The organism is Buttiauxella sp. JUb87 (assembly GCF_004361975.1).
GTDB lineage: Bacteria > Pseudomonadota > Gammaproteobacteria > Enterobacterales > Enterobacteriaceae > Buttiauxella > Buttiauxella ferragutiae.
Window position 1 is genome coordinate 1,439,870 of sequence record NZ_SNVY01000001.1, and the last position, 25,167, is coordinate 1,465,036.

The window sequence follows — 25,167 nt, forward strand, 5'->3', positions numbered from 1 at the left end:
CACTTTGCTCCGCTATTAATAAGTACGCACTTTCGGCGGGAATGCCGGACGCAGTTTCGGTTGCATGTTGACCTCACGGCGCGTCATGCTTTCCGACTCAGGCAAATACAAGCTGTGGCACAGCCAGTTCGCATCGTCACGGTCCGGATAGTCGAAGCGGCTATGTGCGCCACGGCTTTCGGTGCGGAAGTTAGCGGAAACAGCGGTAGCAAAAGCGGTTTCCATCAGGTTATCCAGTTCCAGGCACTCAACACGCTGGGTGTTGAACTCGCTTGAAGTGTCATCCAGACGGGCATTTTTCAGGCGTTCGCGGATGAGTTTCAGTTGCTCAAGGCCTTTCGCCATCGCATCACCTTCACGGAATACCGAGAAGTTATGCTGCATACATTCCTGAAGCGCTTTGCGGATTTGCACGGGATCTTCACCGTCACGGTTGTTGTTCCAGCGGTTCAGGCGTTCCAGAGCGACATTAATTTCGTCTTCGCTGGCATCACGCAGTTCGCCTTGCTCAGCGATACACTCCAGCAGATGCAGGCCAGCTGCACGACCAAACACCACCAGATCCAGCAGCGAGTTACCGCCCAGACGGTTAGCACCGTGAACCGATACGCAGGCAATTTCGCCTACCGCAAACAGGCCCGGAATGACGACGTCTTCGCCCTGCTCGTTCACCGTCAGTGCCTGACCAGTCACTTTGGTCGGAACGCCGCCCATCATGTAGTGGCAAGTTGGGATAACCGGAATCGGTTCTTTAACCGGGTCAACGTGTGCAAAGGTACGTGAAAGCTCAAGGATACCCGGCAGACGAGATTCCAGAACTTCTTTACCCAGGTGGTCGAGTTTCAGTTTAGCGTGTGGACCCCATGGGCCATCGCAACCGCGACCTTCACGGATTTCAATCATGATGGAACGCGCAACAACGTCACGGCCCGCCAGGTCTTTGGCGTTTGGCGCATAACGCTCCATGAAACGCTCGCCGTGTTTGTTCAGCAGATAACCGCCTTCACCACGGCAACCTTCTGTGACCAGTACACCTGCGCCAGCAATGCCGGTTGGGTGGAACTGCCACATTTCCATATCTTGTACTGGCACGCCTGCACGCAGCGCCATGCCAACACCGTCACCGGTATTAATGTGCGCGTTAGTGGTGGACTGATAAATACGGCCCGCACCACCGGTTGCCAGAATGGTCGCTTTCGCTTTGAAGTACACCACTTCGCCGGTTTCGATACACAGCGCGGTAGTACCGACCACAGCGCCATCGGCGTTTTTCACCAGATCAAGCGCATACCATTCGGAGAAGATCGTGGTTTTGTTTTTCAGGTTTTGTTGATACAGCGTGTGCAACAGTGCGTGACCGGTACGGTCAGCCGCAGCCGCTGTACGTGCCGCTTGCTCGCCGCCGAAGTTTTTCGACTGGCCGCCAAACGGACGCTGGTAAATAGTGCCATCATCAAGACGGGAGAACGGCAGACCCATGTGCTCCAGTTCCAGAATCGCTTCCGGGCCGGTTTTGCACATATATTCAATGGCGTCCTGGTCACCGATGTAATCGGAACCTTTTACCGTGTCATACATATGCCATTCCCAGTTGTCTTCGTGGGTATTACCGAGTGCTACGGTAATACCACCCTGCGCAGACACGGTATGGGAACGGGTTGGGAAAACTTTGGACAGTAAGGCGCAAGTCTGGCCTGACTGGGAGATTTGCAATGCGGCGCGCATACCTGCACCACCCGCACCGACAACAACTGCATCAAACTCTCTGACCGGTAACTTCATTACACACCCCACACCACAACGAATCCATAAATGACGTAAACCAACAGTGCAACAACAATCAGCAGTTGCAGCCCAAGGCGAATCGCCACTGGTTTAACGTAGTCGGTCAACACCTGCCACATGCCAATCCAGGCATGGATCAAAATCGAGAACAATGTCAGCAGGGTGAACACTTTGGTGAAGGCGGAGCCGAAGAAGCCACTCCAGACCTCGTAGGTTAAATCGCCAGCGGTGGCGAAGAACCCAATCATATAAATGATGTACAGGGTGATTACGATGGCGGATGCACGAACCAGAATATAGTCATGCACACCATTGCGACCCAATGCGGAGGCATTGCTTACCATACGAGGACTCCTTCGAGAAGTGAAAGCACGACAGTAATAACAAAGGAAATCATCGCGGATCGTTTGCCCGCTATCAGGGTTTCTTCCAGCAAACCGGTGTCCATCATGATGTGGCGAATACCCACAACAACGTGATAAGCCAGTGCTGTGAGGATGCCCCACATAATGAATTTAACAAAGAAGCTGCCCATTATTGCTGACGCAACAAGGAAGCCTTCTGGAGACGAGAGTGACTGGCCTAACAACCACAGTAGGATGCCTACAGCCACAAAGGTGATCACGCCGGATACACGATGGAGGATGGAAGCGATTGCAGTGACGGGGAACCTCATTGTAGTGAGATCGAGGTTTACAGGTCTTTCTTTTTTCGCATTTTTTATCATGAATAGCGCCCACATGCTGTTCTTATTGTTTCCTTCCTCCGGGTCTGCAGGCGGGGTCAGACAGCGTGAACTTTCTATAACTGTGCGTCATGCAAAAACAGCTACATCCAGATGCCAAAAAACTGGCTACAACGCTGGGTGGCTCCCGGTGGCAGGGTATTCCGGAGACCTGGCGGCAGTATAGGCTCTTCACAAATTCATTACAATTAACCTACATATAGTTTGAAGGGTTTTAGTCGGAACAGTGAGCAGGATCACGATAACAACATTATTTTAAATTTTAATCATCTGATTTGACAAAAGTTAAACATTATTGTTACAAACGGAGCCAGAAAAGCCGTATAATTCGTAAAAGTTATAGGGTCAGCCTTTCACCTGATAATAAGTTATGTAACAGTGTGTCAGTCTTGACCCAGTCAATTAGGACGGTTATTAGTGGTATACAGGTTTGAATGATATGGACTGCTAACACCTTGATTTGCTGATTTTTCGCCTGCGTGGCATATGTTACCTGCAAGCGCCCATCGCTCTGTACCCTGGCAGTACACAATCAAAACAGAGCCACGAGCGAACAAAAAACGGGTAACGAACACGATGTGTTTGAACGCAAATCAGGTATCCCGCAGTCTGATAAAATGAGGCGCTAAGGAGACCGTAATGGCTGATAAGAAAGCAACTCTCACCTACAACGGTGATGATGCTCTGGAACTGAATGTGCTAAAAGGCACACTCGGCCAGGATGTAATTGATATTCGTAGTCTTGGTTCTAAAGGTGTGTTTACTTTTGACCCGGGTTTCACCTCTACGGCTTCATGTGAGTCAAAAATCACCTTTATCGACGGTGATGAAGGCATCTTGTTGCACCGTGGTTTCCCAATCGATCAGTTGGCAACCCACTCCAATTATCTGGAAGTCTGCTATATCCTGCTGAACGGCGAAAAACCGACTCAGGAACAATACGAAGAATTCAAAACTACCGTTACCCGTCACACCATGATCCACGAACAAATCACCCGTTTGTTCCACGGTTTCCGTCGTGACTCCCATCCGATGGCGGTAATGTGTGGTGTAACCGGTGCGCTGGCTGCGTTTTACCATGACTCCATGGACGTGAATAACCCACGCCACCGTGAGATAGCCGCGTTCCGTCTGCTGTCCAAAATGCCAACGATGGCAGCAATGTGTTACAAATATTCTATTGGCCAGCCGTTCGTTTATCCACGTAACGACCTGTCCTACTCCGGTAACTTCCTGAACATGATGTTCTCCACGCCGTGTGAGAAATACGAAGTTAACCCGATTCTTGAGCGCGCAATGGACCGTATTCTGATCCTGCACGCCGACCACGAGCAAAACGCCTCTACTTCTACCGTCCGTACCGCAGGCTCTTCTGGCGCTAACCCGTTCGCCTGTATTGCTGCCGGTATCGCATCCCTGTGGGGGCCAGCACACGGTGGTGCTAACGAAGCTGCACTGAAAATGCTCGAAGAAATCAGCAGCGTTGAGCACATTCCAGAATTCATCCGTCGCGCGAAAGACAAAAATGACTCTTTCCGCCTGATGGGCTTTGGTCACCGCGTGTACAAAAACTACGACCCGCGTGCCACTGTAATGCGTGAGACCTGCCATGAAGTTCTCAAAGAGCTGAATCTGAAAGATAACAGCCTGCTGGAAGTGGCGATGGAGCTTGAGCATATCGCGCTTAACGACCCGTACTTCATCGAGAAGAAACTCTACCCGAACGTGGACTTCTACTCAGGCATTATCTTGAAAGCAATGGGTATTCCATCGTCCATGTTTACCGTTATCTTCGCGATGGCGCGTACCGTTGGCTGGATTGCTCACTGGAACGAAATGCATGATGACGGCATTAAAATTGCCCGCCCACGTCAGTTGTATACTGGCTACGCGCAGCGTGATTTCGAATCTGATTTGAAAAAATAAGTTCGATGCTGGAAACAAAAACGCGCCAATCGGCGCGTTTTTTTATGCTTAAAACTGCTGGCATCCCCATGTTTTACATGGGCTTTGTCTTTTCGGAGCGGGGAGTTGGCCAGCATTATACCTGCGGCGTTTCCGGCGTTACTAATGGCGCAGCAGGTGCTTCAGCTTGCGCCGGTTCGGCAGTGACTGGGGCTTCAATTTGCTGCGGCATAACCGGAACGGGTTCTGCGGGAATCGATTCTGACTTCGGTTGCGGAACCGGGGTTGCGGCACGGACGATAAATATCGGTTTGCCGTTCGTAACAGAATAGGTCACATGGCTGATAACATCGCGCGATGACGACACTTCGACAGGCGCTATGGTCACACGGCCAATCAGCGTACGGGCATAGCCGCCGACTTTGTGTTTGCCCTCTGGAAGTTGTACCTCAAGGCTCTCACCCGTCCCCAGCACACCGGCATCCTTGTTATCAATGGTCACGTGTATAGCGGTGCCATCGTCGGTTTTTGTCGGGATATGCGTCACGGTCACCCGCGAGGAGCCGAAATCAAATGCTGGCGCCGGGTCGGTGCTTTTCGATTTTGCACACCCTGTCAGGGCTAAAACGGCTGCCACGGCAGCAATGGCGAAACGATAACTCATAGTGCAACATCTTCCTTTAAGACTTTTTTGTGATCTGCATCTCAATATACTCGATTTCCGCCCTATGAAATAAACGCAATCTTCAGGATTCTCTAATGCTGGCAGCCAGGGCACCAATAAAACGGCCTCGAAGAGAGCATCGTTTTCTCGATTACCCCACCGCAGCGCTCGCATTTCTCCCCTGCCCGATGAAAAACCTTGAAGCTGAAAATCGCCCCATGGTGTTTGTTTTCATCCACAGTGCCACGCGTGTTGTATGAAAACCGTGGAATATCCAGCAGCGCGTAAGACAGTTTTTCGAGTTGTTCAGGGGTTAAATCCTGTGCTTTGTGATGTGCCAGTAACCCAACGGCCCAGAGAATTTCAACCCGCAGGTAGTTTCCCAAACCCGCCAGAAAAGCCTGGTCCAACAGAAGACCACTAAACTGCCGCTTACGAAAGCGTGACGACAATAAACGATCTTTTACCTGCTGTGGCGTCAGCGTCATATCAAGCACATCCGGCCCCACACGCAGCAAGAAAGGATGGTTCGATAGCTGATTTGCATCGAGCATTTCGATATCTGACGCGCTGTAGAGCAGAATGGCTTTATCCGCAGTCTGTAATTTCACGCGTAAGATTCGTGTGGTTTGCGGCATTTCACCGGCATTAACCACGCGCCATACCCCATAAAGCTGATTGTGGCTGTAGAGGATTAAGCCACTGGAAAAGTGTGTCAGTAAAGCTTTGCCGCGCGTTTCTATCCGCGCGACTTTTTGACCAACCAACTCAGTTTCAAACGCCTTCAGTTCCGGAAACGCAAACCAGGCACCCGTTAACGATTTACCTAAAACGGCGTCCTCGAGTTTATCTGCTGCGCGCCGGATTTCTGGGCCTTCTGGCATCACATCATCCTTAATAATCAGTCTTCGTTATTCAGCCGCCAGGCCAACTGTTCAAGATAGATTTGCTGTTCGCGTCGTGCTTTGAGCGCCTCTTCCAGAGTGCAGTGCACAAAATGGATCGGTTCACCAAGCCGTAATTGTGCCAGATTAAACATATCCGCTTCGATAACGCAGGCAATCCTTGGATAGCCACCGGTGGTCTGCGCATCATTCATCAATACGATGGGCTGACCGTTATGGGGGACTTGAACCACTCCCGGCAACAGCCCGTGTGACAGCAATTCGCGGTCGGTGGTGCGCTCCAGACGCTGCCCCTGCAAGCGATAACCCATCCGGTTACTTTGCGGGCTTAGCTGCCATGGTAAACGCCAGAACGCATCCTGCGAGGTTTGCGTAAACTCGTGATATTCCGGCCCTTCCAGTGCGCGTATGCGGTTTCCCCACAGCAGTTGCTTCACCCCACGCGCTTCGCGGAAATGCCGCGTTGCAGGCAGCTGTGGGATTTCATCGCCATCTTTAATTAACCGCCCTTCCAGACCGCCAACCTGTGCTTTCAAATCGGTGCTATAAGAACCCAGCACTTCAGGAATATCTAACCCGCCCGCCACAGCAAGATAGCTTCGCATCCCACGTTCCGGTGCTTTCAGGCGCAGTTGTTGGCCTGCTTTCACTGCCAGGCGCCAGCCTGTCCACACGGCATGACCATCCAGCTCTGCGTGACAGCCCGCCCCGGTTAAGGCAAACCAACCATCCTGAGTGAACTCAATGACACAATTGCCCAGGGTGATTTCTAGCGCCGCACTTTCTGGTGCATTACCCACCAGTAAATTCGCCATTTGCAGTGCTGGCGCATCCAACGCACCACAACGGCTCACGCCCAATTGCCGATAACCATAACGTCCGGTGTCCTGCACCGACATGTGCATTCCTGCACGAATTATTTTCAGCACACACCCTCCTTTTGAGGCACGAAGCGTACGGTATCACCCGGCGTTAACAACGTTGGCATTTCAGCTGTCGGATTGAATAATTGCACCGGGGTCTGGCCGATAAGCTGCCATCCACCCGGTGTCGCGAGCGGATAAATCCCTGTCTGGCTGCCACCAATCCCCACCGAACCAGCAGGAACGATCAAACGCGGTTCAGCACGACGCGGAGTCTCAAGCTTTTGTGCCAGACCGCCGAGATAGGCGAAACCAGGCTGGAAGCCAAGGAAGTAGACGATGTAGTCAACCGAGGAGTGCAACTCCACAACCTGACGCGGCGATAATCCACAATGCCCGGCCACTTCGTCGAGATCAGGGCCGAAACTGCCGCCATAAATCACCGGGATCTCAATGCGCCTGGATTCCGGTACCATCGCCTCACTCTCTTCCCACCAGCGCTGAATCCGCTCAATGCCATCCAGTGCCAGGCTTTGTGGTTCACGCAGAACCACAGTGATGTTGTTCATCCCAGGAATCACTTCCGAAACCGCTGGTGATTCCAATAGTCGTTGAGTTAATCCCCAGATGCGTTGCTGACTTTCTAGCGATAAAGGGGGTTCCAGCTCAAGAACCACTGCGCTTTCGCCTAACAGATAACACCGTGCTCTTTGCACTTTTGCTCCTTGGTTTGGCGCTATGCCGGATTAGGGATATCGATAAAGGTTACGTCCAAATCTGTTTCGCTATTCAGCCAGCCACTCAGTGCCTGAATGCCGCCGCGTTCAGTGGCGTGATGCCCGGCCGCATAGAAATGCAGCCCCTGTTCGCGTGCCGAATGGATCGTTTGTTCGGACACTTCGCCAGTGATAAACGCATCAACACCGAAACGAGCCGCACTATCGATAAAGCTTTGCCCACCACCAGTACACCAGGCGACACGGCGAATTTGCTCAGGACCGGTATCACCGCTCCACAGCGGTGTACGCCCAAGGCGCATCTCAATCCATGATGCCAGTTCGACACCGGAAAGCGGCGTCGGAAACTCGCCCCACGGCACCAGTGGCTCAACCTCACCTTTGGTTTCAATCCCCAGCAGCGCCCCGAGTTGCGCGTTGTTGCCAAGCTGTGGATGAGCATCGAGCGGCAAATGCCAGCCGTAGAGATTGATGTCGTGACTCAGCAACGCTTTCAGGCGATTGCGCTTCATGCCACGAATCACCGGTGACTCTCCTTTCCAGAAGTAACCGTGATGAACAATCACCGCATCCGCTTGCTGGCGTATCGCTTCATCTATCAAGGCCTGACTTGCCGTCACGCCAGTGATAATTTTGCGCACTTCTTCGCGCCCTTCAACCTGCAAACCATTTGGCGCATAGTCGCTGATTGCGGCGCTGTTGAGTTTTTCGTTAATCAGGCGTTCCAGTTCGCTATTTTTCATTTTCTTTCTCTCAAGATTTACGCGCCGCTTCATAAGCCGCGAGTGTCGTTATACGTGCTTGTTTATGGTCAACAATGGGACGGGGATAGTCCAGCGTCAGTGACTGCTTCTCGGCCCAAACCCATGGGGTATGAATGTGTTTATCAGGCACCCTACTCAGTTCTGGCAACCACTGGCGGATAAATTCACCTTTCCCATCGAATCGCTCGCCTTGGGTGGTCGGGTTAAAGATACGAAAATAGGGTGCGGCATCAGTCCCCGTCGAGGCAGCCCACTGCCAGCCACCGTTGTTTGCGGCCAGATCGCCATCAATCAGTTGTGACATAAAGTAGCGTTCACCCTGCCGCCAGTCGACCAATAAATCTTTGACCAGAAAACTGGCCACCACCATTCGTAAGCGGTTGTGCATCCAGCCCGTGGAGCTCAACTGCCGCATCGCCGCATCGACAATTGGAAAACCGGTTCTGCCTTGCTGCCAGGCAACAAACTGAGCGTCATCTTGTCGCCAGGTGACGTTGTCTGTCCATGAGATAAACGGTTGATGACGGCAAAGTTTTGGGTATGCCACCAGCAAATGGCGATAAAACTCACGCCAGATTAACTCGTTTAACCAGACGGCCCCGCCCCCCCCTTCCAGCGCCTGAGGATGCTCTTTCAATAATCTATGCAGGCACTGGCGCGGCGACAACACCCCAACAGCCAAATAAGCCGACAGACGGCTGGTGCCGTCGATGGCGGGAAAATCTCGCTGTTGCGCGTAATCCACGACCGACTGGCGGCAAAACAGGCGCAACTGGTTAATCGCCTGTTTTTCACCACAGGGGAAAAGATTCGGGTCAATGGGCTGGCACGGGTAATCAAATACGGTGAGTTTTTGTGGTTCAGGCATAGTGGTTTTGCGCACTTGCGGCGCTGAAACACATTCAGGCAGACCTTCATTAAGGCGCTTGATAAATGCTCTGCTAAACGGCGTAAACACTTTGTACATCTCGTGATTACCCGTCGTCACACTACCTGGCGGCAATAAAACGCTGTCATCAAAACCCTGGCAAACCACGCCTGGGGATAACACCTTTTCTACTGCGGCATCGCGCTGGCGCTCATTCAGCTCGTATTGATAGTTATAAAAAAACGCGTCCACCTTCTGCGTTTCACAGAAGTTTTGCAGGAAACCGACGCAGTCATCAAAACCATCAGCTTGCCGAACAAACAGCTCAATTCCCCTTTCCGCAAGCGCGGCATGCAAGCTTTGCAAATGCTGCCAGATGAATTCAGCCTGACGAGGCGACATCTCATGTTTACGCCATTGCAGCGGAGTGGCGATAAATATGCCAATCACTCGGGCACCAGGGTCACGGCAGGCCGCTGCCAACGCCAGGTTATCGTTCACCCGTAAATCATTGCGAAACCAGACCAAATGCGTGGTCATACAACTCCATGATTAATTGCCCAAACGTAAGCGTAACGTTTCAGGATAAGGCTCAAAGTAGCGCTGCTGCGCCAGATAAGCGTCAGGATATTCTGCCATATAGTGTTTTAACAAGGTGATGGGTGCCAGTAAAGGCTGGGTTCCCTGGCGATATCTGTCGATAAGCCCTGATAGCTCCTGGCGCTGGCGCGAATTTAACTGGCGGCGGAAATATCCCTGAACGTGCATCAGCACATTAGTGTGGTTACGACGTGTCGCCTGATGGGCAAGCAAATCCATCAAGCGCTGACGGTATTCAATGAAAAAAGCATCCAGTGAATCCCAGCTTTCTATATTGGCAACAAAGCGCCCCAGTTCGCGGTATTGCGGCTGAGAATGAGCGAGGAGCAATAATTTGTATCGGCTATGAAAACCAATGAGTCCGCCTCGTGTCAGACCAGACTGGCGTAAAATATTAAGTTCATGAAGTGTATAAATGCGCTCGACAAAGTTCTCGCGAATTGCCGGATCGTACAAACGCCCATCTTCTTCAACCGGAAGCCACGGCAATTGTCGTTTCAGTTCCGCGGTAAATATCCCGGTGCCACTTTTTCGGTTATTACTTCCCTCGGGGTCGTAAACTCTTACCCGTTCCATGCCACAGCTTGGAGATTTAGCACAAACAATATAACCGCACAGATGATCGAGACTGGCTACACGACGTGTGGAAAATTGTTGCATCGCCAGGGTTAAATCCCCTTCGTGATGATTGCTAAAGCGCAAGGCTACTTGCCCCTCATCTAGTTTGACTAGCCGCAAAGCAGGCCTTGGTGTCGGTAAACCAATCGCCATTTCAGGGCATACAGGTTCGAAATGCACCCACGGCGCTAATTCATTGACGGCAAATGCCAGCCGTTTATGCCCGCCATCAAAGCGGACATTTTCCCCGAGTAAACAAGCGCTGATGCCAATGGGAATTTTATCGCTCATGACGTACTCCTTTGAATGTGTCCCGTTAAGTGTAGCAAGCCCAACAGATAATCTTTGCTGCATCGGGATGACTTCTCTTGCCATCTCAATACAACCAGAATTATTTTTTAAAGGATAACTCTATGACAAGCCAACGTATTTTAAACAAAGCCAATGTTTTCCCGCCTTTTGACTCATTAATACTACGAGAATTTGAAGCTCAGCTCATAAGATATATTAACAACCCTTTTGGATTGGGATTGTAGCGTTTTAACACAGCAACAACTTGCGTATATATTGACTATATTCAGCCACCCTTTATCGGTATAAATAATTAAAGTTATCCCCATTCCGGTCGTTAATAGCCACTAATGAATTTATAATTAACCCGGAAGGTTACAGCATGTTTAACTCCATCCGCAGTAGGGTTTTAGTTGCGACTACATTAATTGTCGTCGGCGCATTATGTGTAAATACCTCTATTAATTATCTAATTAGCCATTCGGCAAACAATAATTCAATCAATAGTACGCTTACCGCCCTGGCGCAGAGTCACTCGGCAACCGTGAATCAGTGGACTGAAACCAAAGTCGCACAAATTAGTTCTCTGACACCCCATGTCAGCGATACCGATCCGGTTCCACTGTTAACCCTGGTTGCCACTTCAGGGAATTTTATTAATGTCGATATTGGTTATCCGGACAAACGAGATATTTCCTCCGATGCGTCGGGTATTCCTGAAGGTTACGATCCCACTTCTCGTCCGTGGTATATCCAGGCTGCTCAAGCGAAAAAGCCCATTGTGACGAATCCTTATCAGGATGCCGGTACGCGAAAACTTATTGTCACCGTGGCAGCTCCGCGTATTGAAAACGGAGAACTACTGGGTGTGGTGGAAGGCGACATCAATATGGATGCGGTGATAGCCAACGTTCGGGCTATTCATCCAACCGCAGGCAGCTTCGGCATGTTGATGGATGCTAATGGAACGATCATCGCGCACCCGGACGAATCGCTCACCCTCAAACCCCTGTCCGGCATCGCACAGGCACTCAGCCTGCCAGAGTTGCTGAATTCTTCAGTACCGATTCAGGCTGATGTTTTGGGACGCCCAACCTTTATGATTGCCATGCCGGTTAAAAGCACCAACTGGTACATCGTTGTGGCGATGGATAAAGCAGAGGCAACCGCAAGCATGCGTTCACTGCTCTGGACTTCAACTGTCTCTATGTTCGTACTAATTGCGCTCGCCGCACTGATCGTCAGCTTTATCACTAAACGCAGCCTTGGCCCGCTGATCCGCATTCGCGAGGCAATGGATTCCATCGCTCAGGGTACGGAGGACTTAACCCAGCGCTTAGCGGTAGACGGCAAAGATGAAGTGGCACAGATTGCCAGCGCGTTTAACCGGTTTGTCGACAAACTCGCGGTGGTGATGAAATCTATTCGTAGCAGCAGCGAGTCGGTGCGCATTGCTTCCGAGGAAATATCCTCCGGGAATATCGATCTTTCTGCGCGGACAGAATCTGCTGCCGCAAGCCTGCAAGAAACCTCAGCGGCACTAGAACAGATCGCCTCAACAGTCGCGCACTCTGCCAGTTCATCTCATGAAGCAAACAAGGCCGTTCTTTCTGCCGCTGAGGTGGCACGTCGTGGTGGTAACTCAGTACGCGAAGTGATTCAGACCATGAACACCATAGAAGCTGCCTCCGAGAAGATCGGCAATATTATCGGCGTCATTGATGGCATTGCGTTCCAGACAAATATTCTGGCACTCAATGCCTCGGTAGAGGCCGCTCGCGCAGGTGAACAAGGAAGAGGATTCGCGGTTGTGGCAAATGAAGTACGAAACCTGGCAAGTCGTAGTGCGCAGGCAGCTAAAGAGATAAGAGTGCTTATCGACTCGACAGTGACGAGTGTGTCATCGGGTGCAAAGCAGGTTCACCATACCGGTAATACCATGCAGGAAATTGTCACCAGTGTTTCTTCAGTCACGACGATGATGGCGGAGATTAACCAGGCTGCGGATGAGCAAATGAAAGGCATTGCAGAGATCAATACTGCGGTAGCGCAACTCGATACCATGGTGCAGCAGAACGCCGCCCTGGTTGAGGAATCAACCACCGCTTCGGCGGCACTCCAGGATCAGGCAAGTGAACTGACTCTTGCGGTGAATCAGTTCCGTCTGTAAGGCGGCAGGAAAAACCCGGCTTCGGCTCCCCAGTAAACTCAGAGCAAAAAAAGGCTACCCGATTCGGTAGCCTTTATATTTGGGGATTTAGCAGGGGTCGCGGGCGCTAACCCGACCAAAACCACTTACATCATCGGTGTTGCCAAACGCACCAGGCTGATCAACGGTTGCGGATAAACACCCAGCAACAACACCAGCACGGCGGAGATCAACACCACCACACCGCCAGCAGTGAACGCCCAGTTAGTCGGAGCATCACGGTTTGGCTGTTGCGGTGCATTCAGATACAAACTCACCGTCACACGCAGGTAGTAGTACAAACCAATCGCACTACCCAGTACCACAGCGCCAGTCAACCACCACAGGTGAGACTGAACACCGACCGCAATGATGTAGAACTTACCAATAAAGCCCAGTGTCATTGGGATACCTGCCAGTGACAACATCATCACCGTCATGACCGCAGACAAAATTGGTTTGTGCCAGAACAGACCACGATAAGAATACAGCGAATCTGCATCCGGGCCACGGTACGGGCTGGACATCAGGCTCACCACGCCGAACGCACCAAGGCTGCTGAACAGGTAGCCTGCCAGATAAACACCAACCGATTCCATCGACATGTCGCCGCTTTGCAGCGCAATCAATGCCACCATCAAATAACCAAGGTGTGAGATAGACGAGTAACCAAGCAGACGCTTGATATTGGTCTGGCTCAACGCCATCAGGTTACCGAAGATGATAGAGATGAAGGCGATAATACCGAGCACCACGCGTACTGCTTCGCTATCGCCCACTGGCGCGTAGAGGAACAGACGCATCACCACACCAAAAATGGCGATTTTGCTGGCGGTTGCCAGGAAAGTGGAAACCGGAGCCGGAGCGCCCTGGTACACATCTGGGGTCCACAGGTGGAATGGAACCAGTGACAGTTTAAAGCCGAGGCCGACAATCATCAGACCAAAACCTGCCAGCAGCAGCGGTTCGTGGAGCATGTTGTCTGCGAGGCTCTTACCGAGCGTTACAAACGACAAGTCGCCAGACTCTGCGTACACCAGCGCCATACCGAACAGCAGGAATGAAGAGGCTGCGGCAGACAAAATGGTGTACTTGATACTGGCTTCCAGCGAACGTTTCTGTCGGAAGGCGTAACCAATCAGGCCGAACAGCGGCAGTGAAATTAACTCAATGCCAAGGAACAGTGCCGCCAGGTGATTGGCGTTTGCCAGCAGAATACCTCCGAGGGCTGCAATCAGCACCAGCAGGTAAAACTCTTCGCGGTTGTCGGTGTAACCCTCGAGCCACGGGTAAGCAAATGTACAGGTCGCGAGGCTCGCCAGCAAAACCAAACCGGTGTAAAGCATCGCATAACCATCGACGCGCATCAGCGGCGTGACGTCCATTGCGCCAGCCTGGCCAACAAACCACAGTGAAACGAGTGCGGCATTCAGGCCGATTACTGCCAGTGTTGCATTGACAAAATGGTCGCGTCGCCACGCTATGGAGAGCATCACAACCACCACCGTCAATCCGACGACGAGCAGCGGTAGCAGCGCGATCAATTGTTGAGGAGTTATAGTCATGGCGAATTACGGCCTTGTAGTTGGAATTGAACTGGTAAACCACTGCTGAATATTGCTCATCGCGGCATGCGAAGTATCCAGAATTGGCTGCGGGTAGAAGCCCAACAGGACTAACAACACCACCAGCAACAGGATGATAAAGAACTCGCGCGGCGACATGCCTGGCAGTTGCTTATCACTGATTTCGCTTTTTGCTTTACCGAAGTAAGCACGATGAATCATCGCCAGAGAATAAACAGAGGCAAAGACCAAGCCGAAGGTAGAGATAATGGTAATCACTGGCACGACATGGTAGCTGCCGAACAGAATCATAAATTCGCCAACGAAGTTACCGGTACCCGGCATCCCCAGAGTTGCCACCGCAAAGAACAACGACAGACCCGGCAGCCATTTAATTTTGTTCCACAGGCCGCCCATCAGACGCATATCACGAGTATGCAGACGCTCGTAAATCTGACCACAGATGATGAACATACCGGCCGCAGAAAGACCGTGCGCAATCATCTGAATCACCGCCCCCTGGTAAGCCAGTTGGCTGCCGGTATAAATGGCAATCAACACGAAGCCCATGTGGGAAACGGAGGTATAAGCAATCAGGCGTTTGATATCGGTTTGTGCGAAGGCCATCCACGCGCCGTAGAAGATACCGATGACACCCAGCCACATAGCGATTGGGGCAAATTCAGCGGAAGCTTCCGGGAACAGCGGCAGTGCGAAACGCAGCAAGCCATAGGCCGCGGTTTTCAGCAAGATACCTGCGAGGTCAACAGAACCCGCCGTTGGTGCCTGGGAGTGCGCATCCGGCAGCCAACCGTGCAAGGGAACCACTGGCATTTTCACCGCAAACGCAATGAAGAAGCCCAGCATCAGCAACCATTGAACGCTGCTGGACATTTCAGTGTGCAGCAATTGTTCGTAGTTAAATGTCCAGACGCCGGTTGAGTTGTAATGCACAAACACCAGACCAAGAATCGCAATCAACATCACCAGGCCGCTTGCCTGGGTATAGATGAAGAACTTGGTTGCAGCGGTGATACGCGTCTTCCCGTCGGAGGCTTTGTGGCCCCACAGTGCAATCAGGAAGTACATCGGCACCAGCATCATTTCCCAGAAGAAGAAGAACAGGAACATGTCGATGGCAAGGAACACGCCGATAACGCCACCGAGGATCCACATCAGGTTGAGGTGGAAGAAGCCCTGATATTTTTCGATTTCATTCCAGGAACAGAGTACCGCCAGCACGCCGAGCAGGCCGGTCAGGACCACCATCAGCAGTGACAGGCCATCCAACGCCAGATGGATTTCAATCCCAAAACGTGGGATCCACGGCAGGATAAATTCAGACTGCCACTGCGGCAAACCTGCAGATTGCGTTAGCGTGTAGCCACCGGCTAACCACAGTTGCATCGAGAGAGCCAGTGTCAGTCCCATCGTTATCAGCGCAATCCAACGCGGCACTTTTACGCCGAAGCGTTCAGTCTGCCAGCAGAAGAAGCCGCCAATAAAGGGGATGAGTATCAGCCAGGGTAATAGCATGGCATTTGTGTCCCTAAGTCAAAATAAACCAAAACATCACTCACTTTCCCATCTGTATTAAGACGCCGGGGAAGGTAAACCACCCTCACCCCGACCCTCTCCCTGATGGAGAGGGGGAGTTGTATGGAGTTAGCGCAAGACCAGCAGCAAGCCCAGAATCACGACCGCACCGATACTCATTGAAGCCACATACCAGCGCAGGTAACCGTTCTCGCTCACCAGCAGGCCACGGCCTGCAAAGCGTGAAAGAACTGCCGGAATGTTCATCAGTGAATTCAGCGGATCGCTCTTAATCAACCAGGCGATACCCAGGAATGGCTTAACGAAGACTTTATCGTACAGCCAATCGAAGCCCCAGGCATGGAACCACCAGGTACCGAAGAAGCGGCCCGGTGCGCTGTTGGCAATGGCGGTGACCAGAGTGCGTTTGCCCAGCCACAACCAGGCAGCAATCAGGATACCGGCGATAGCCACAACGCCTGAAGTAATCTCCAGGGTCAGCACGCTACCGTGCGCAAGCTCAGTGGTTGCTGGCAGGACGCCCGCTAATGGCGGAACAATCATGGCCCCCACGAAAGTGGACAACACCAGCAGCACAATCAGCGGCAGGTTGTGAGTAATGCCTTTGAGCGCATGCGCGTGAATCTGCTCTTTACCGTGGAAGACGATGAAGATCATACGGAAGGTATACAGTGAGGTCATAAACGCACCGACCAGACCAGCAACCATCAAGTTCACATGACCATTCGCCATCGCACCGGCCAGAATCTCATCTTTACTGAAGAAGCCCGCAGTAATGAGTGGCAACGCAGACAAGGCTGCACCGCCGACCAGGAAGCAGATATACACCAGCGGAATGGACTTACGCAGGCCACCCATTTTGAAGATGTTTTGTTCGTGGTGGCAGGCAAGGATAACCGAGCCGGATGACAGGAACAGTAACGCTTTAAAGAAAGCGTGAGTCATCAGGTGGAAAATCGCCGCATCCCACGCTTGTACACCCAGTGCCAGGAACATGTAGCCAATCTGGCTCATGGTCGAGTACGCGAGCACACGTTTGATATCGGTTTGCACCAGCGCCGCAAAGCCTGCCATTACCAGCGTCACTGCACCCACGATGCCCACTAAATGCAGCACTTCAGGCGTTAACAGGAACAGGCCGTGAGTACGGGCAATCAGGTAGACACCGGCGGTAACCATGGTGGCCGCGTGGATCAGCGCTGAAACTGGCGTTGGGCCAGCCATCGCATCCGCAAGCCAGGTCTGCAATGGCAACTGAGCAGATTTACCTACCGCGCCGCCTAACAGCATCAGGGTTGCCCACATCAGCATTTGGTTGCCAGCCGCAAAGTGCTGCGGTGCCAGCTCAACCATTTCGCGGAAGTTCAGCGTGCCCAGTTCGTTGTAAAGAATGAACAGTGCGAAAGCGAGGAACACGTCGCCCACGCGGGTTACCACGAACGCTTTCATGGCCGCCGCGCCGTTCTTCGGATCGGTGTAGTAGAAACCAATCAGCAGATACGAGCACAGACCCACGCCTTCCCAGCCGAGATACATCAGCAGCAGGTTATCGCCCAGCACCAGAACAACCATGCTTGCGATAAACAGGTTGGTGTAGGCGAAGAAGCGGGAATAGCCCTCTTCCCCACGCATATACCAGGAAGCGTACATGTGGATCAGGAAGCCAACACCCGTGACCACAGAAAGCATGGTCAGTGACAAACCGTCGAGGATCAGATTGAAGCCGATATTAAAATCGCCCACTGACATCCACGTCCACAACGGCTGGGTAAAGGCTTGTTGCCCGTTATTGAAGAAGTCGAACCCAACAATCGCCGTGACTAACGCGGACAGCCCAATCGAGCCGACCCCAACCGTGGCAGAAAGGTTTTCTGACCAACGACCACGCGAGAACGCCAACAACAAAAAGCCAATAAAAGGCAAAAGAATGGTTAACCAGAGAAGGTTCATCCACGCATCTCACTTACTGAATCGATATTCAGGCTCTGGCGACGACGATGGAGCTGCAGTAACAGTGCGAGGCCGATACTGGCTTCGGCAGCAGCTAAGCTAATCGCGAGTATATACATCACCTGGCCATCAGCCTGGCCCCAATAACTGCCCGCGACCACAAAGGCGAGAGCCGCGGCGTTAATCATCACTTCCAGGCTAATCAGCATGAAAAGCAGGTTGCGACGAATCACCAGGCCAGTCAGCCCCAGTACGAACAAGATAGCCGCGAGGATAAGTCCATGTTGCAGCGGAATCATACGTGCTCCTCCGTTTTTCTTTTCACAGCCTGGTCAGCCTGGCGGTTGCTCAGCACTTCACCCGGACGGTCTTCACGACCCAGGTGGAATGCCACAACCAGACCCGCCAACAACAGCATCGAGGCTAATTCCACTGCCAGAACGTACGGTCCAAACAGTGCGATACCCACTTGTTTAGCACTGACGGAGGTACCGTCGATCCCCTGGTCATTAAGACTCAGAATCGCGTACACCAGCACCGAAAGCAGGATGGCTGACAAAATGCCAGGACCAATCCACAACTGCGGTTTCAGCCAGTTGCGCTCTTGTTCAACCACCGCACCACCGAGGTTCAGCATCATGACCACGAAAACGAACAACACCATGATGGCACCGGCGTAGACGATAATCTCAAGCGCTGCGGCAAAGTACGCTCCCAGCGCGAAGAACACGCCGGAGATAGCCAACAACGAGATGATCAGATACAGCAAGGCATGCACCGGATTGGTATGCGTGATCACCCGTAAGGTGGTCCCAACCGCGATGATTGCGCAAATATAAAAAGCGAATTCCATTGCCTTGCTCCTTTAAGGTAATAGGCCTTTGACGTCGATAGGCTTGGCTTCGTTTTCCGCTTCACCCTTATCTTTGCCGTCGATTGCCATACCCGCCATCCGGTAGAAGTTATATTCCGGGTATTTGCCCGGACCGGAAATCAGCAGGTCCTCTTTTTCGTAGACCAAATCCTGGCGCTTAAACTCACCCAGTTCGAAATCTGGTGTCAGCTGAATCGCCGTGGTTGGGCACGCTTCTTCGCACAAACCACAGAAAATGCAGCGCGAGAAGTTGATACGGAAGAACTCTGGATACCAGCGGCCGTCTTTGGTTTCTGCTTTTTGCAAAGAGATACAGGCTACCGGGCAGGCTACCGCACACAGGTTACAGGCAACGCAACGCTCGGAGCCGTCCGGATCGCGCGTTAACACGATGCGGCCACGGTAGCGCGGCGGTAAATAGACTGGCTCTTCCGGATACATCTGCGTTTCGCGTTTGGCAAACGCGTGCAGACCAATCATCCAGATACTGCGTACCTGGGTGCCGAAACCAACCACTAACTCTTTCAATGTCATGGTTTTTTCACCCCTTATGGTGCCTGATAGAGAATGACCGCGGCGGTCACCAGCAGATTGACCAGTGTCAACGGCAGGCAAATTTTCCAGCCGAAGGACATTACCTGGTCATAACGTGGACGCGGTAATGCTGCACGGATCAAAATGAACATCATCATGAAGAACGCGGTTTTCAGCGCGAACCAGATGAACGGCGGTAACCACGGGCCATGCCAGCCACCAAAGAACAGGGTCACAATCAGGGCAGAAACAGTCACGATACCGATGTATTCACCCACGAAGAACAGGCCAAATTTCATGCCTGAATATTCGATGTGATAACCATCGGCCAGCTCTTGCTCGGCTTCTGGTTGGTCAAACGGGTGACGGTGACAAACCGCGACGCCTGCGATAGCGAAGGTCACAAAACCGAAGAACTGTGGGATCACGTTCCACAGGTTCGCCTGGTTATCCACGATATCGCCCATATTGAACGAACCCGCCTGCGCCACAACGCCCATCAAAGACAGACCGAGGAACACTTCGTAGCTGAGTGTCTGCGCAGAAGCACGCATTGCACCCAACAGTGAGTATTTGTTGTTACTTGACCAACCGGCGAACAGCACGGCGTAAACCGCCAGACCCGCCAGCATCAGGAAGAACAAAATACCAATGTTCAGGTCGGCAACCACCCAGCTTGGGCTGACCGGCACAATAGCAAAGGCCAGCAACAGCGAGGTGAAAGCAATCATCGGTGCCAGAGTAAAGATGACGCGGTCCGCAAAGCGCGGAGTCCAGTCTTCTTTAAAGAACATCTTGATCATGTCCGCGACTAACTGGAGCGAACCGCCCCAGCCCACACGGTTTGGCCCGTAACGGTTCTGGAACAGGCCCAGCAAACGACGCTCACCGAAACTCATGAACGCGCCGCATGTCACCACGACCAGCAGGATTACGACCGCTTTGAGAATGCTCAGCAGAATGTCGATAACATCCGGTGTTAACCAACTCATTGGCCAGCCTCCTGAAGATTTTCAAGACAAGCACCCGCCAGTACCGGAGCGATGCCAGGCATCCCCATCGGTAAACCTACCTGCCCTGCCGCCAGTCCTTCGGAAAGTTGCAGCGGCAGACTTAGCGTCTGGCCTTCATAGCTAAACGAAATCAGGCTACCCGCATTAACACCGAGTTTTGCAGCATCAGACGGATTAAGCTTGATGTACGGCTCAGTCATACGGCTCTGGAACACCGGAGAACGCTGGGACATTTCATCACTACCAAACAGATGGTAGTACGGCGCGATACGCCATTTCCCGTCTTCAGCGTGGAAGATTTCCGGCACATCAGTGAAGAAATCCATACCCGTTTCGGAGGCTTCAATCAGGCGCACACCCGGATCGCCGTGACGCAGATTGCCCCCCACTTCGGCCTGGAATTTGTTCCATGCTTGCGGTGAGTTCCAGCCTGGTGCCCATGCGAATGGAATTTGCTGACGATTAGCCGTCGGGCTGTTGTTCCCTTCCATAGAGAAGGCGAACATGGTGTCTTTATCCTGCGGCTGACGCGGTTCATGCACGCTAATGTTGGCGCGCATCGCGGTACGGCCACTGGAGCGGATTGGAGAACGCGACAATTTCTGACCACGAATACGGAAGCTGGCATCCGGTGCCGCATCTTTAATTCCGGCCAGTTGTGGCAACGCTTTCACGCATGCATCGATAACATCATCTAACTGCGTCCAGTCCACTTCACGGCTTTCAACTGTGCTGTGCAGAGAATGCAGCCAGCGCCAGCTTTCGAGCATCACCACGGAGTGGTCATAGTAAGACGGGTCATAAACCTGGAAGAAACGCTGTGCGCGACCTTCGTTGTTAATCACCGTACCGTCACTCTCAGCGAAGCTTGCGGTGGACAGCACCAGATGGGCTTTGTCCATAATTGCCGTGCGTTGGTGGTCAATAACCATCACCAACGGCGCTTTGCTCAGTGCTGCATCAACGCGAGTTGCAGAAGCATGGCGATGCAGATCGTTTTCCAGCACCACTACCGCATCGGCAGCACCGCTTTCCAGTTCACTCAACGCTTCTTCCAGCGAGCCGCCGCCAATCAGACCGAGGCCAACGCTGTTTACCGCACGAGCCACCATGGTGATACCGACATCGGCACCACGGTCTTTCAGCGCTTTAGCCACGTTGGCTGCCGCCTGAATGACCGCTTCGCTACCGGCGTTAGTACCGGAAACGATCAATGGTTTCTTCGCACCCGCCAGCGCTTGCACAATCACGTCGACTTTGTTTTTCAGGTCGCGATCGAGTTCAACGGCTGGGGAATTGCTATCCAGCGCGTGAGCAACCGCAAAGCCCAGACGAGCCTGATCTTCAACCGGAGCGCGGTAAGTCCATGCTGCGATGTCGTCCAGACGAGTGCTGTCTATATTGGTGACAAACAGTGGGTGTTTAGCGTGCTGACCAATGTTGAGGATTGCGGCAATCTGCCAGTCAGCCACTTTCTGTGCCGCTGCCATTTCACGCGCTTTGCCTTTCACGGCCTGACGCACAGCCAGCGCAACACGCGCACCGGTCTGAGTAATGTCTTCTCCGAGTACCAAAACCGCATCGTAAGATTCGATTTCACGCAGGGCCGGAGTATGAATGCCGCTTTCTTGCAGCACTTTGAGCATCAGTTCCAGACGTGCTTGCTCACCGGTTGCAATACCGGTGTAGAAGTTGTCCGCACCGACCAGCTCACGCAGCGCGAAGTTGCTTTCAACGCTGGCACGTGGGGATCCGATACCGATCACTTTCTTCGACTGGCGCAAAATATCTGCCGCGCCCTGCATTGCCTGATCGGCATTCAGCGTGATCAGATCGTCGCCACGACGTTGGATCGGCTGACGTGGACGATCCTTCAGGTTGACGTAGCCATAACCGAAGCGGCCACGGTCACACAGGAAGTAATGGTTCACGGTGCCGTTGTAACGGTTTTCGATACGACGCAGTTCACCGTAACGCTCACCCGGGCTGGTGTTACAGCCGATGCTGCACTGCTGGCAGATGCTTGGTGCGAACTGCATGTCCCACTTACGGTTATAACGCTCGGAGTGCGTTTTATCTGTGAATACGCCGGTCGGGCAGATTTCTACCAGGTTACCGGAGAATTCACTTTCCAGCGTACCGTCTTCAGGACGACCGAAGTAGACGTTATCGTGCGCGCCGTAAACACCCAAATCGGTGCCGTCAGCGTAATCTTTGTAGTAACGCACGCAGCGGTAGCAGGCGATACAGCGGTTCATTTCGTGAGAGATGAATGGGCCGAGATCCTGATTGCGGTGAGTACGTTTAGTGAAGCGGTAGCGACGGAAGCTATGGCCGGTCATCACCGTCATATCTTGCAGATGGCAGTTGCCACCTTCTTCACAAACCGGGCAGTCGTGCGGGTGGTTAGTCATTAACCACTCAACCACGCTTTCACGGAATTCTTTCGCTTCGCTATCGTCAATGGAGATAAACGTGCCGTCAGAGGCGGGTGTCATACAAGACATCACCAGGCGGCCACGGAGATCTTCTGCGTTTTGATATTGCTTCACCGCGCACTGGCGGCAAGCACCGACGCTGCCTAGCGCCGGGTGCCAGCAAAAATAAGGAATATCGAGGCCGAGAGACAGACATGCTTGTAGCAGGTTGTCTGACCCGTTTACCTCATATTCTTTGCCGTCTACATGAATCGTAGCCATAGTCAGCATGCTTCCAGTTGGCCTGAATAATCTTCGTCTTTCACACTGCGACTGCGTTGGCTTCTCTCGCTCACCCTGGTCATTTAGTTAACTAAACTCCCAGGGATTCACTCCTTTGCCGCCTTGCCTCAGTGCGAAATTCTTGATTACTTTTCAGGCATTAATTATAAAATTTTATAACCTGCAAACTTGTTGTCAGGTGTTACCAGCGCGCTTTTAACAAGTTCGGTTGAATCCCGCTAATCGCGCGGGTGTTCCCGAAATCTTGTTTGGCAATGCCCGCTTCGAATTCGTCGCGGAAATATTTAATGGCACTCTGCAATGGCTCAACCGCCCCTGGCGCATGCGCACAGAAGGTTTTACCTGGCCCAAGGAAACGACACAGTTGCTCAAGTGTCTCGATATCCCCAGGCTGGCCTTCGCCACGTTCCAGCGCACGCAGTATTTTCACGCTCCACGGCAGACCGTCACGGCAAGGTGTACACCAGCCGCACGATTCACGGGAGAAGAACTCTTCCAGGTTACGAACCAGCGGCACCATACCAATTTCATGGTCTACGGCCATCGCCAGTGCGGTACCTAAACGGCTACCCGCTTTACCAATGCTTTCGAATTCCATCGGCAGATCAAGGTGTGATTCGGTCAGGAAATCCGTCCCTGCCCCACCTGGCTGCCAGGCTTTGAATTTCAGGCCATCGCGCATGCCACCAGCGTAATCTTCGAGAATTTCACGCGCGGTGGTACCGAACGGTAACTCCCAAACGCCTGGGTTTTTCACACGACCAGAGAAGCCCATCAGCTTGGTGCCAGCATCTTTGCTGGTCGAAATGCCTTGATACCACTCCACGCCGTTGGCCAGAATCGCTGGCACGTTGCACAGGGTTTCAACGTTGTTTACACACGTTGGTTTACCCCACACGCCGCTTGAAGCAGGGAATGGGGGTTTTGAACGTGGGTTCGCACGGCGGCCTTCCAGGGAGTTAATCAGCGCGGTTTCTTCACCACAGATATAACGCCCGGCACCGGTATGTACGATCAGCTCAAAATCAAAACCAGAACCGAGAATGTTTTTGCCCAGCAAGCCCGCTTCGGTCGCCTCAGCAATCGCGCGGCGCAGATGCACAGCCGCTTCGATATACTCGCCGCGCAGGAAGATGTAACCGCGGTAAGCTTTCAGGGCGAATGCAGAAATCAGCATGCCTTCCACCAACAGGTGTGGCAGTTGCTCCATCAGCAAACGGTCTTTATAAGTACCTGGTTCCATTTCATCGGCATTACACAGCAGGTAACGGATGTTCATGGACTCGTCTTTCGGCATCAGGCTCCACTTCAGACCGGTGGAGAAGCCCGCACCGCCGCGCCCTTTCAGGCCAGAGTCTTTAACACGATTAACGACTTCATCCGGTGCCAGGCCAGTCAGCGCAAGACGAGCACCCTCGTAGCCGTTTTTGCTGCGATATTCATCCAGCCAGACCGGCTGTTTGTCATCACGCAGCCGCCAGGTCAGCGGATGGGTTTCGGCAGTACGAATAACGGTTTTCATTTGTACTGCTCCAGCAAGTCAGGGATCGCTTCCGGCGTCAGATGGCTGTGAGTGTCCTCATCAATCATCATGGTCGGCCCTTTATCGCAGTTACCCAGACAGCAGGTTGGCAGCAGGGTAAAGCGACCATCAAACGTGGTTTGACCCGGTTTGATGTCCAGTTTTGCTTCGATTGCCGACTGAATGCCCTGGTAGCCCGTAATGTGGCAAACCACGCTATCGCAATAGCGAATAACGTGGCGGCCTACCGGCTGGCGGAAAATCTGGCTGTAGAATGTGGCAACACCTTCTACGTCGCTGGCTGGAATGCCCAGAACTTCAGCGATGGCATAAATCGCGCCGTCAGGCACCCAGCCACGCTGCTTCTGAACAATCTTCAGCGCTTCGATAGACGCTGCGCGAGCATCTTCGTAATGATGTTTTTCGTGCTCAATCGCATCACGCTCGAATTGACTCAGCTCAAAGGCTTCTGCCTGGGGTTGTTGTTTATCGTGCATAG

General features: G+C 52.6%; 22 protein-coding genes. 2 read left to right on the forward strand and 20 right to left on the reverse strand.

Annotation, left to right across the window (positions count from 1 at the left end; genetic code table 11):
• Positions 1–15: 15 nt before the first annotated feature.
• From sdhA to sdhC, 3 genes are read right to left on the reverse strand one after another with little or no spacing between them, the layout of a single operon-like run.
• Complete coding sequence (gene sdhA / locus EC843_RS06775; RefSeq protein WP_121815192.1) at positions 16–1,782, reverse strand: succinate dehydrogenase flavoprotein subunit; 1,767 nt, start codon at positions 1,780–1,782, stop codon at positions 16–18.
• A complete protein-coding gene (sdhD, locus tag EC843_RS06780; protein WP_064544851.1) occupies positions 1,782–2,129 on the reverse strand; it encodes a succinate dehydrogenase membrane anchor subunit in 348 nt (115 codons plus the stop codon). Before sdhD ends, sdhA begins: the two co-directional genes overlap by 1 nt.
• The gene (gene sdhC, locus EC843_RS06785) at positions 2,123–2,527 is read right to left on the reverse strand and encodes a succinate dehydrogenase cytochrome b556 subunit (protein WP_166642045.1); all 405 of its coding nucleotides are present in this window, start codon (positions 2,525–2,527) and stop codon (positions 2,123–2,125) included. The genes sdhD and sdhC overlap by 7 nt, the downstream gene beginning before the upstream one ends.
• Before the next feature lie 642 nt (positions 2,528–3,169).
• Between sdhC and EC843_RS06790 the strand changes: the two genes are divergently transcribed.
• Positions 3,170–4,456 carry a citrate synthase gene (locus EC843_RS06790; RefSeq protein WP_064544847.1) on the forward strand — a complete coding sequence of 429 codons (1,287 nt, stop codon included), beginning with the start codon at positions 3,170–3,172 and terminating at the stop codon, positions 4,454–4,456.
• Between the two features lie 115 nt (positions 4,457–4,571).
• Here the strand turns inward: EC843_RS06790 and EC843_RS06795 are convergent, their stop codons facing one another.
• From EC843_RS06795 to EC843_RS06825, 7 genes are all read right to left on the reverse strand, one after another.
• Positions 4,572–5,099: a hypothetical protein gene (locus EC843_RS06795; protein ID WP_232886232.1), complete on the reverse strand. Its 528-nt coding sequence runs from the start codon at positions 5,097–5,099 to the stop codon at positions 4,572–4,574.
• 92 nt (positions 5,100–5,191) lie between these two features.
• Positions 5,192–5,983 carry an endonuclease VIII gene (gene nei / locus EC843_RS06800; RefSeq protein WP_133521953.1) on the reverse strand — a complete coding sequence of 264 codons (792 nt, stop codon included), beginning with the start codon at positions 5,981–5,983 and terminating at the stop codon, positions 5,192–5,194.
• Positions 5,984–6,000: 17 nt separating this feature from the next.
• The gene (pxpC, locus tag EC843_RS06805; protein ID WP_064544844.1) at positions 6,001–6,933 is read right to left on the reverse strand and encodes a 5-oxoprolinase subunit PxpC; all 933 of its coding nucleotides are present in this window, start codon (positions 6,931–6,933) and stop codon (positions 6,001–6,003) included.
• On the reverse strand, positions 6,927–7,583 hold the full coding sequence (gene pxpB, locus EC843_RS06810; protein WP_064544842.1) for a 5-oxoprolinase subunit PxpB: 657 nt from the start codon (positions 7,581–7,583) through the stop codon (positions 6,927–6,929). The genes pxpC and pxpB overlap by 7 nt, the downstream gene beginning before the upstream one ends.
• 20 nt (positions 7,584–7,603) lie before the next feature.
• Positions 7,604–8,347: a type 2 GTP cyclohydrolase I gene (locus tag EC843_RS06815; RefSeq protein ID WP_133521954.1), complete on the reverse strand. Its 744-nt coding sequence runs from the start codon at positions 8,345–8,347 to the stop codon at positions 7,604–7,606.
• Between the two features lie 10 nt (positions 8,348–8,357).
• Entirely contained in the window at positions 8,358–9,776 is a 1,419-nt protein-coding gene (gene phrB / locus EC843_RS06820; protein ID WP_133521955.1) for a deoxyribodipyrimidine photo-lyase, read from the reverse strand.
• Positions 9,777–9,788: 12 nt separating this feature from the next.
• On the reverse strand, positions 9,789–10,745 hold the full coding sequence (locus tag EC843_RS06825) for a 2-thiouracil desulfurase family protein (RefSeq protein ID WP_133521956.1): 957 nt from the start codon (positions 10,743–10,745) through the stop codon (positions 9,789–9,791).
• Between the two features lie 382 nt (positions 10,746–11,127).
• Here EC843_RS06825 and EC843_RS06830 point away from each other — a divergent pair, with 382 nt between their 5' ends.
• Positions 11,128–12,915: a methyl-accepting chemotaxis protein gene (locus EC843_RS06830; RefSeq protein ID WP_064544834.1), complete on the forward strand. Its 1,788-nt coding sequence runs from the start codon at positions 11,128–11,130 to the stop codon at positions 12,913–12,915.
• A 125-nt stretch (positions 12,916–13,040) separates the two neighbouring features.
• Here EC843_RS06830 and nuoN read toward each other — a convergent pair whose 3' ends face one another.
• The 10 genes from nuoN to nuoE form a co-directional block, all read right to left on the reverse strand.
• Positions 13,041–14,498, reverse strand: coding sequence for an NADH-quinone oxidoreductase subunit NuoN (gene nuoN, locus EC843_RS06835; RefSeq protein WP_064544832.1), 1,458 nt, complete (start codon positions 14,496–14,498; stop codon positions 13,041–13,043).
• 6 nt (positions 14,499–14,504) lie between these two features.
• Complete coding sequence (gene nuoM / locus EC843_RS06840) at positions 14,505–16,034, reverse strand: NADH-quinone oxidoreductase subunit M (RefSeq protein WP_064544830.1); 1,530 nt, start codon at positions 16,032–16,034, stop codon at positions 14,505–14,507.
• Positions 16,035–16,163: 129 nt separating this feature from the next.
• Positions 16,164–18,005 carry an NADH-quinone oxidoreductase subunit L gene (gene nuoL, locus EC843_RS06845; protein WP_133521957.1) on the reverse strand — a complete coding sequence of 614 codons (1,842 nt, stop codon included), beginning with the start codon at positions 18,003–18,005 and terminating at the stop codon, positions 16,164–16,166.
• Positions 18,002–18,304: an NADH-quinone oxidoreductase subunit NuoK gene (gene nuoK / locus EC843_RS06850; RefSeq protein ID WP_034458791.1), complete on the reverse strand. Its 303-nt coding sequence runs from the start codon at positions 18,302–18,304 to the stop codon at positions 18,002–18,004. Before nuoK ends, nuoL begins: the two co-directional genes overlap by 4 nt.
• Positions 18,301–18,858, reverse strand: a complete 558-nt coding sequence (gene nuoJ / locus EC843_RS06855) for an NADH-quinone oxidoreductase subunit J (RefSeq protein WP_064544827.1) — start codon at positions 18,856–18,858, stop codon at positions 18,301–18,303. The genes nuoK and nuoJ overlap by 4 nt, the downstream gene beginning before the upstream one ends.
• Before the next feature lie 12 nt (positions 18,859–18,870).
• Positions 18,871–19,413 (reverse strand): NADH-quinone oxidoreductase subunit NuoI, encoded by a 543-nt coding sequence (nuoI, locus tag EC843_RS06860; protein WP_064544825.1) that lies wholly within the window; start codon positions 19,411–19,413, stop codon positions 18,871–18,873.
• A 14-nt stretch (positions 19,414–19,427) separates the two neighbouring features.
• Positions 19,428–20,405, reverse strand: a complete 978-nt coding sequence (gene nuoH, locus EC843_RS06865) for an NADH-quinone oxidoreductase subunit NuoH (RefSeq protein WP_064512669.1) — start codon at positions 20,403–20,405, stop codon at positions 19,428–19,430.
• Positions 20,402–23,125, reverse strand: a complete 2,724-nt coding sequence (gene nuoG, locus EC843_RS06870; RefSeq protein ID WP_133521958.1) for an NADH-quinone oxidoreductase subunit NuoG — start codon at positions 23,123–23,125, stop codon at positions 20,402–20,404. Before nuoG ends, nuoH begins: the two co-directional genes overlap by 4 nt.
• 202 nt (positions 23,126–23,327) lie before the next feature.
• On the reverse strand, positions 23,328–24,668 hold the full coding sequence (gene nuoF, locus EC843_RS06875) for an NADH-quinone oxidoreductase subunit NuoF (RefSeq protein ID WP_133521959.1): 1,341 nt from the start codon (positions 24,666–24,668) through the stop codon (positions 23,328–23,330).
• A complete protein-coding gene (gene nuoE, locus EC843_RS06880) occupies positions 24,665–25,165 on the reverse strand; it encodes an NADH-quinone oxidoreductase subunit NuoE (RefSeq protein ID WP_064544821.1) in 501 nt (166 codons plus the stop codon). The genes nuoF and nuoE overlap by 4 nt, the downstream gene beginning before the upstream one ends.
• Between the last annotated feature and the right edge of the window lie 2 nt (positions 25,166–25,167).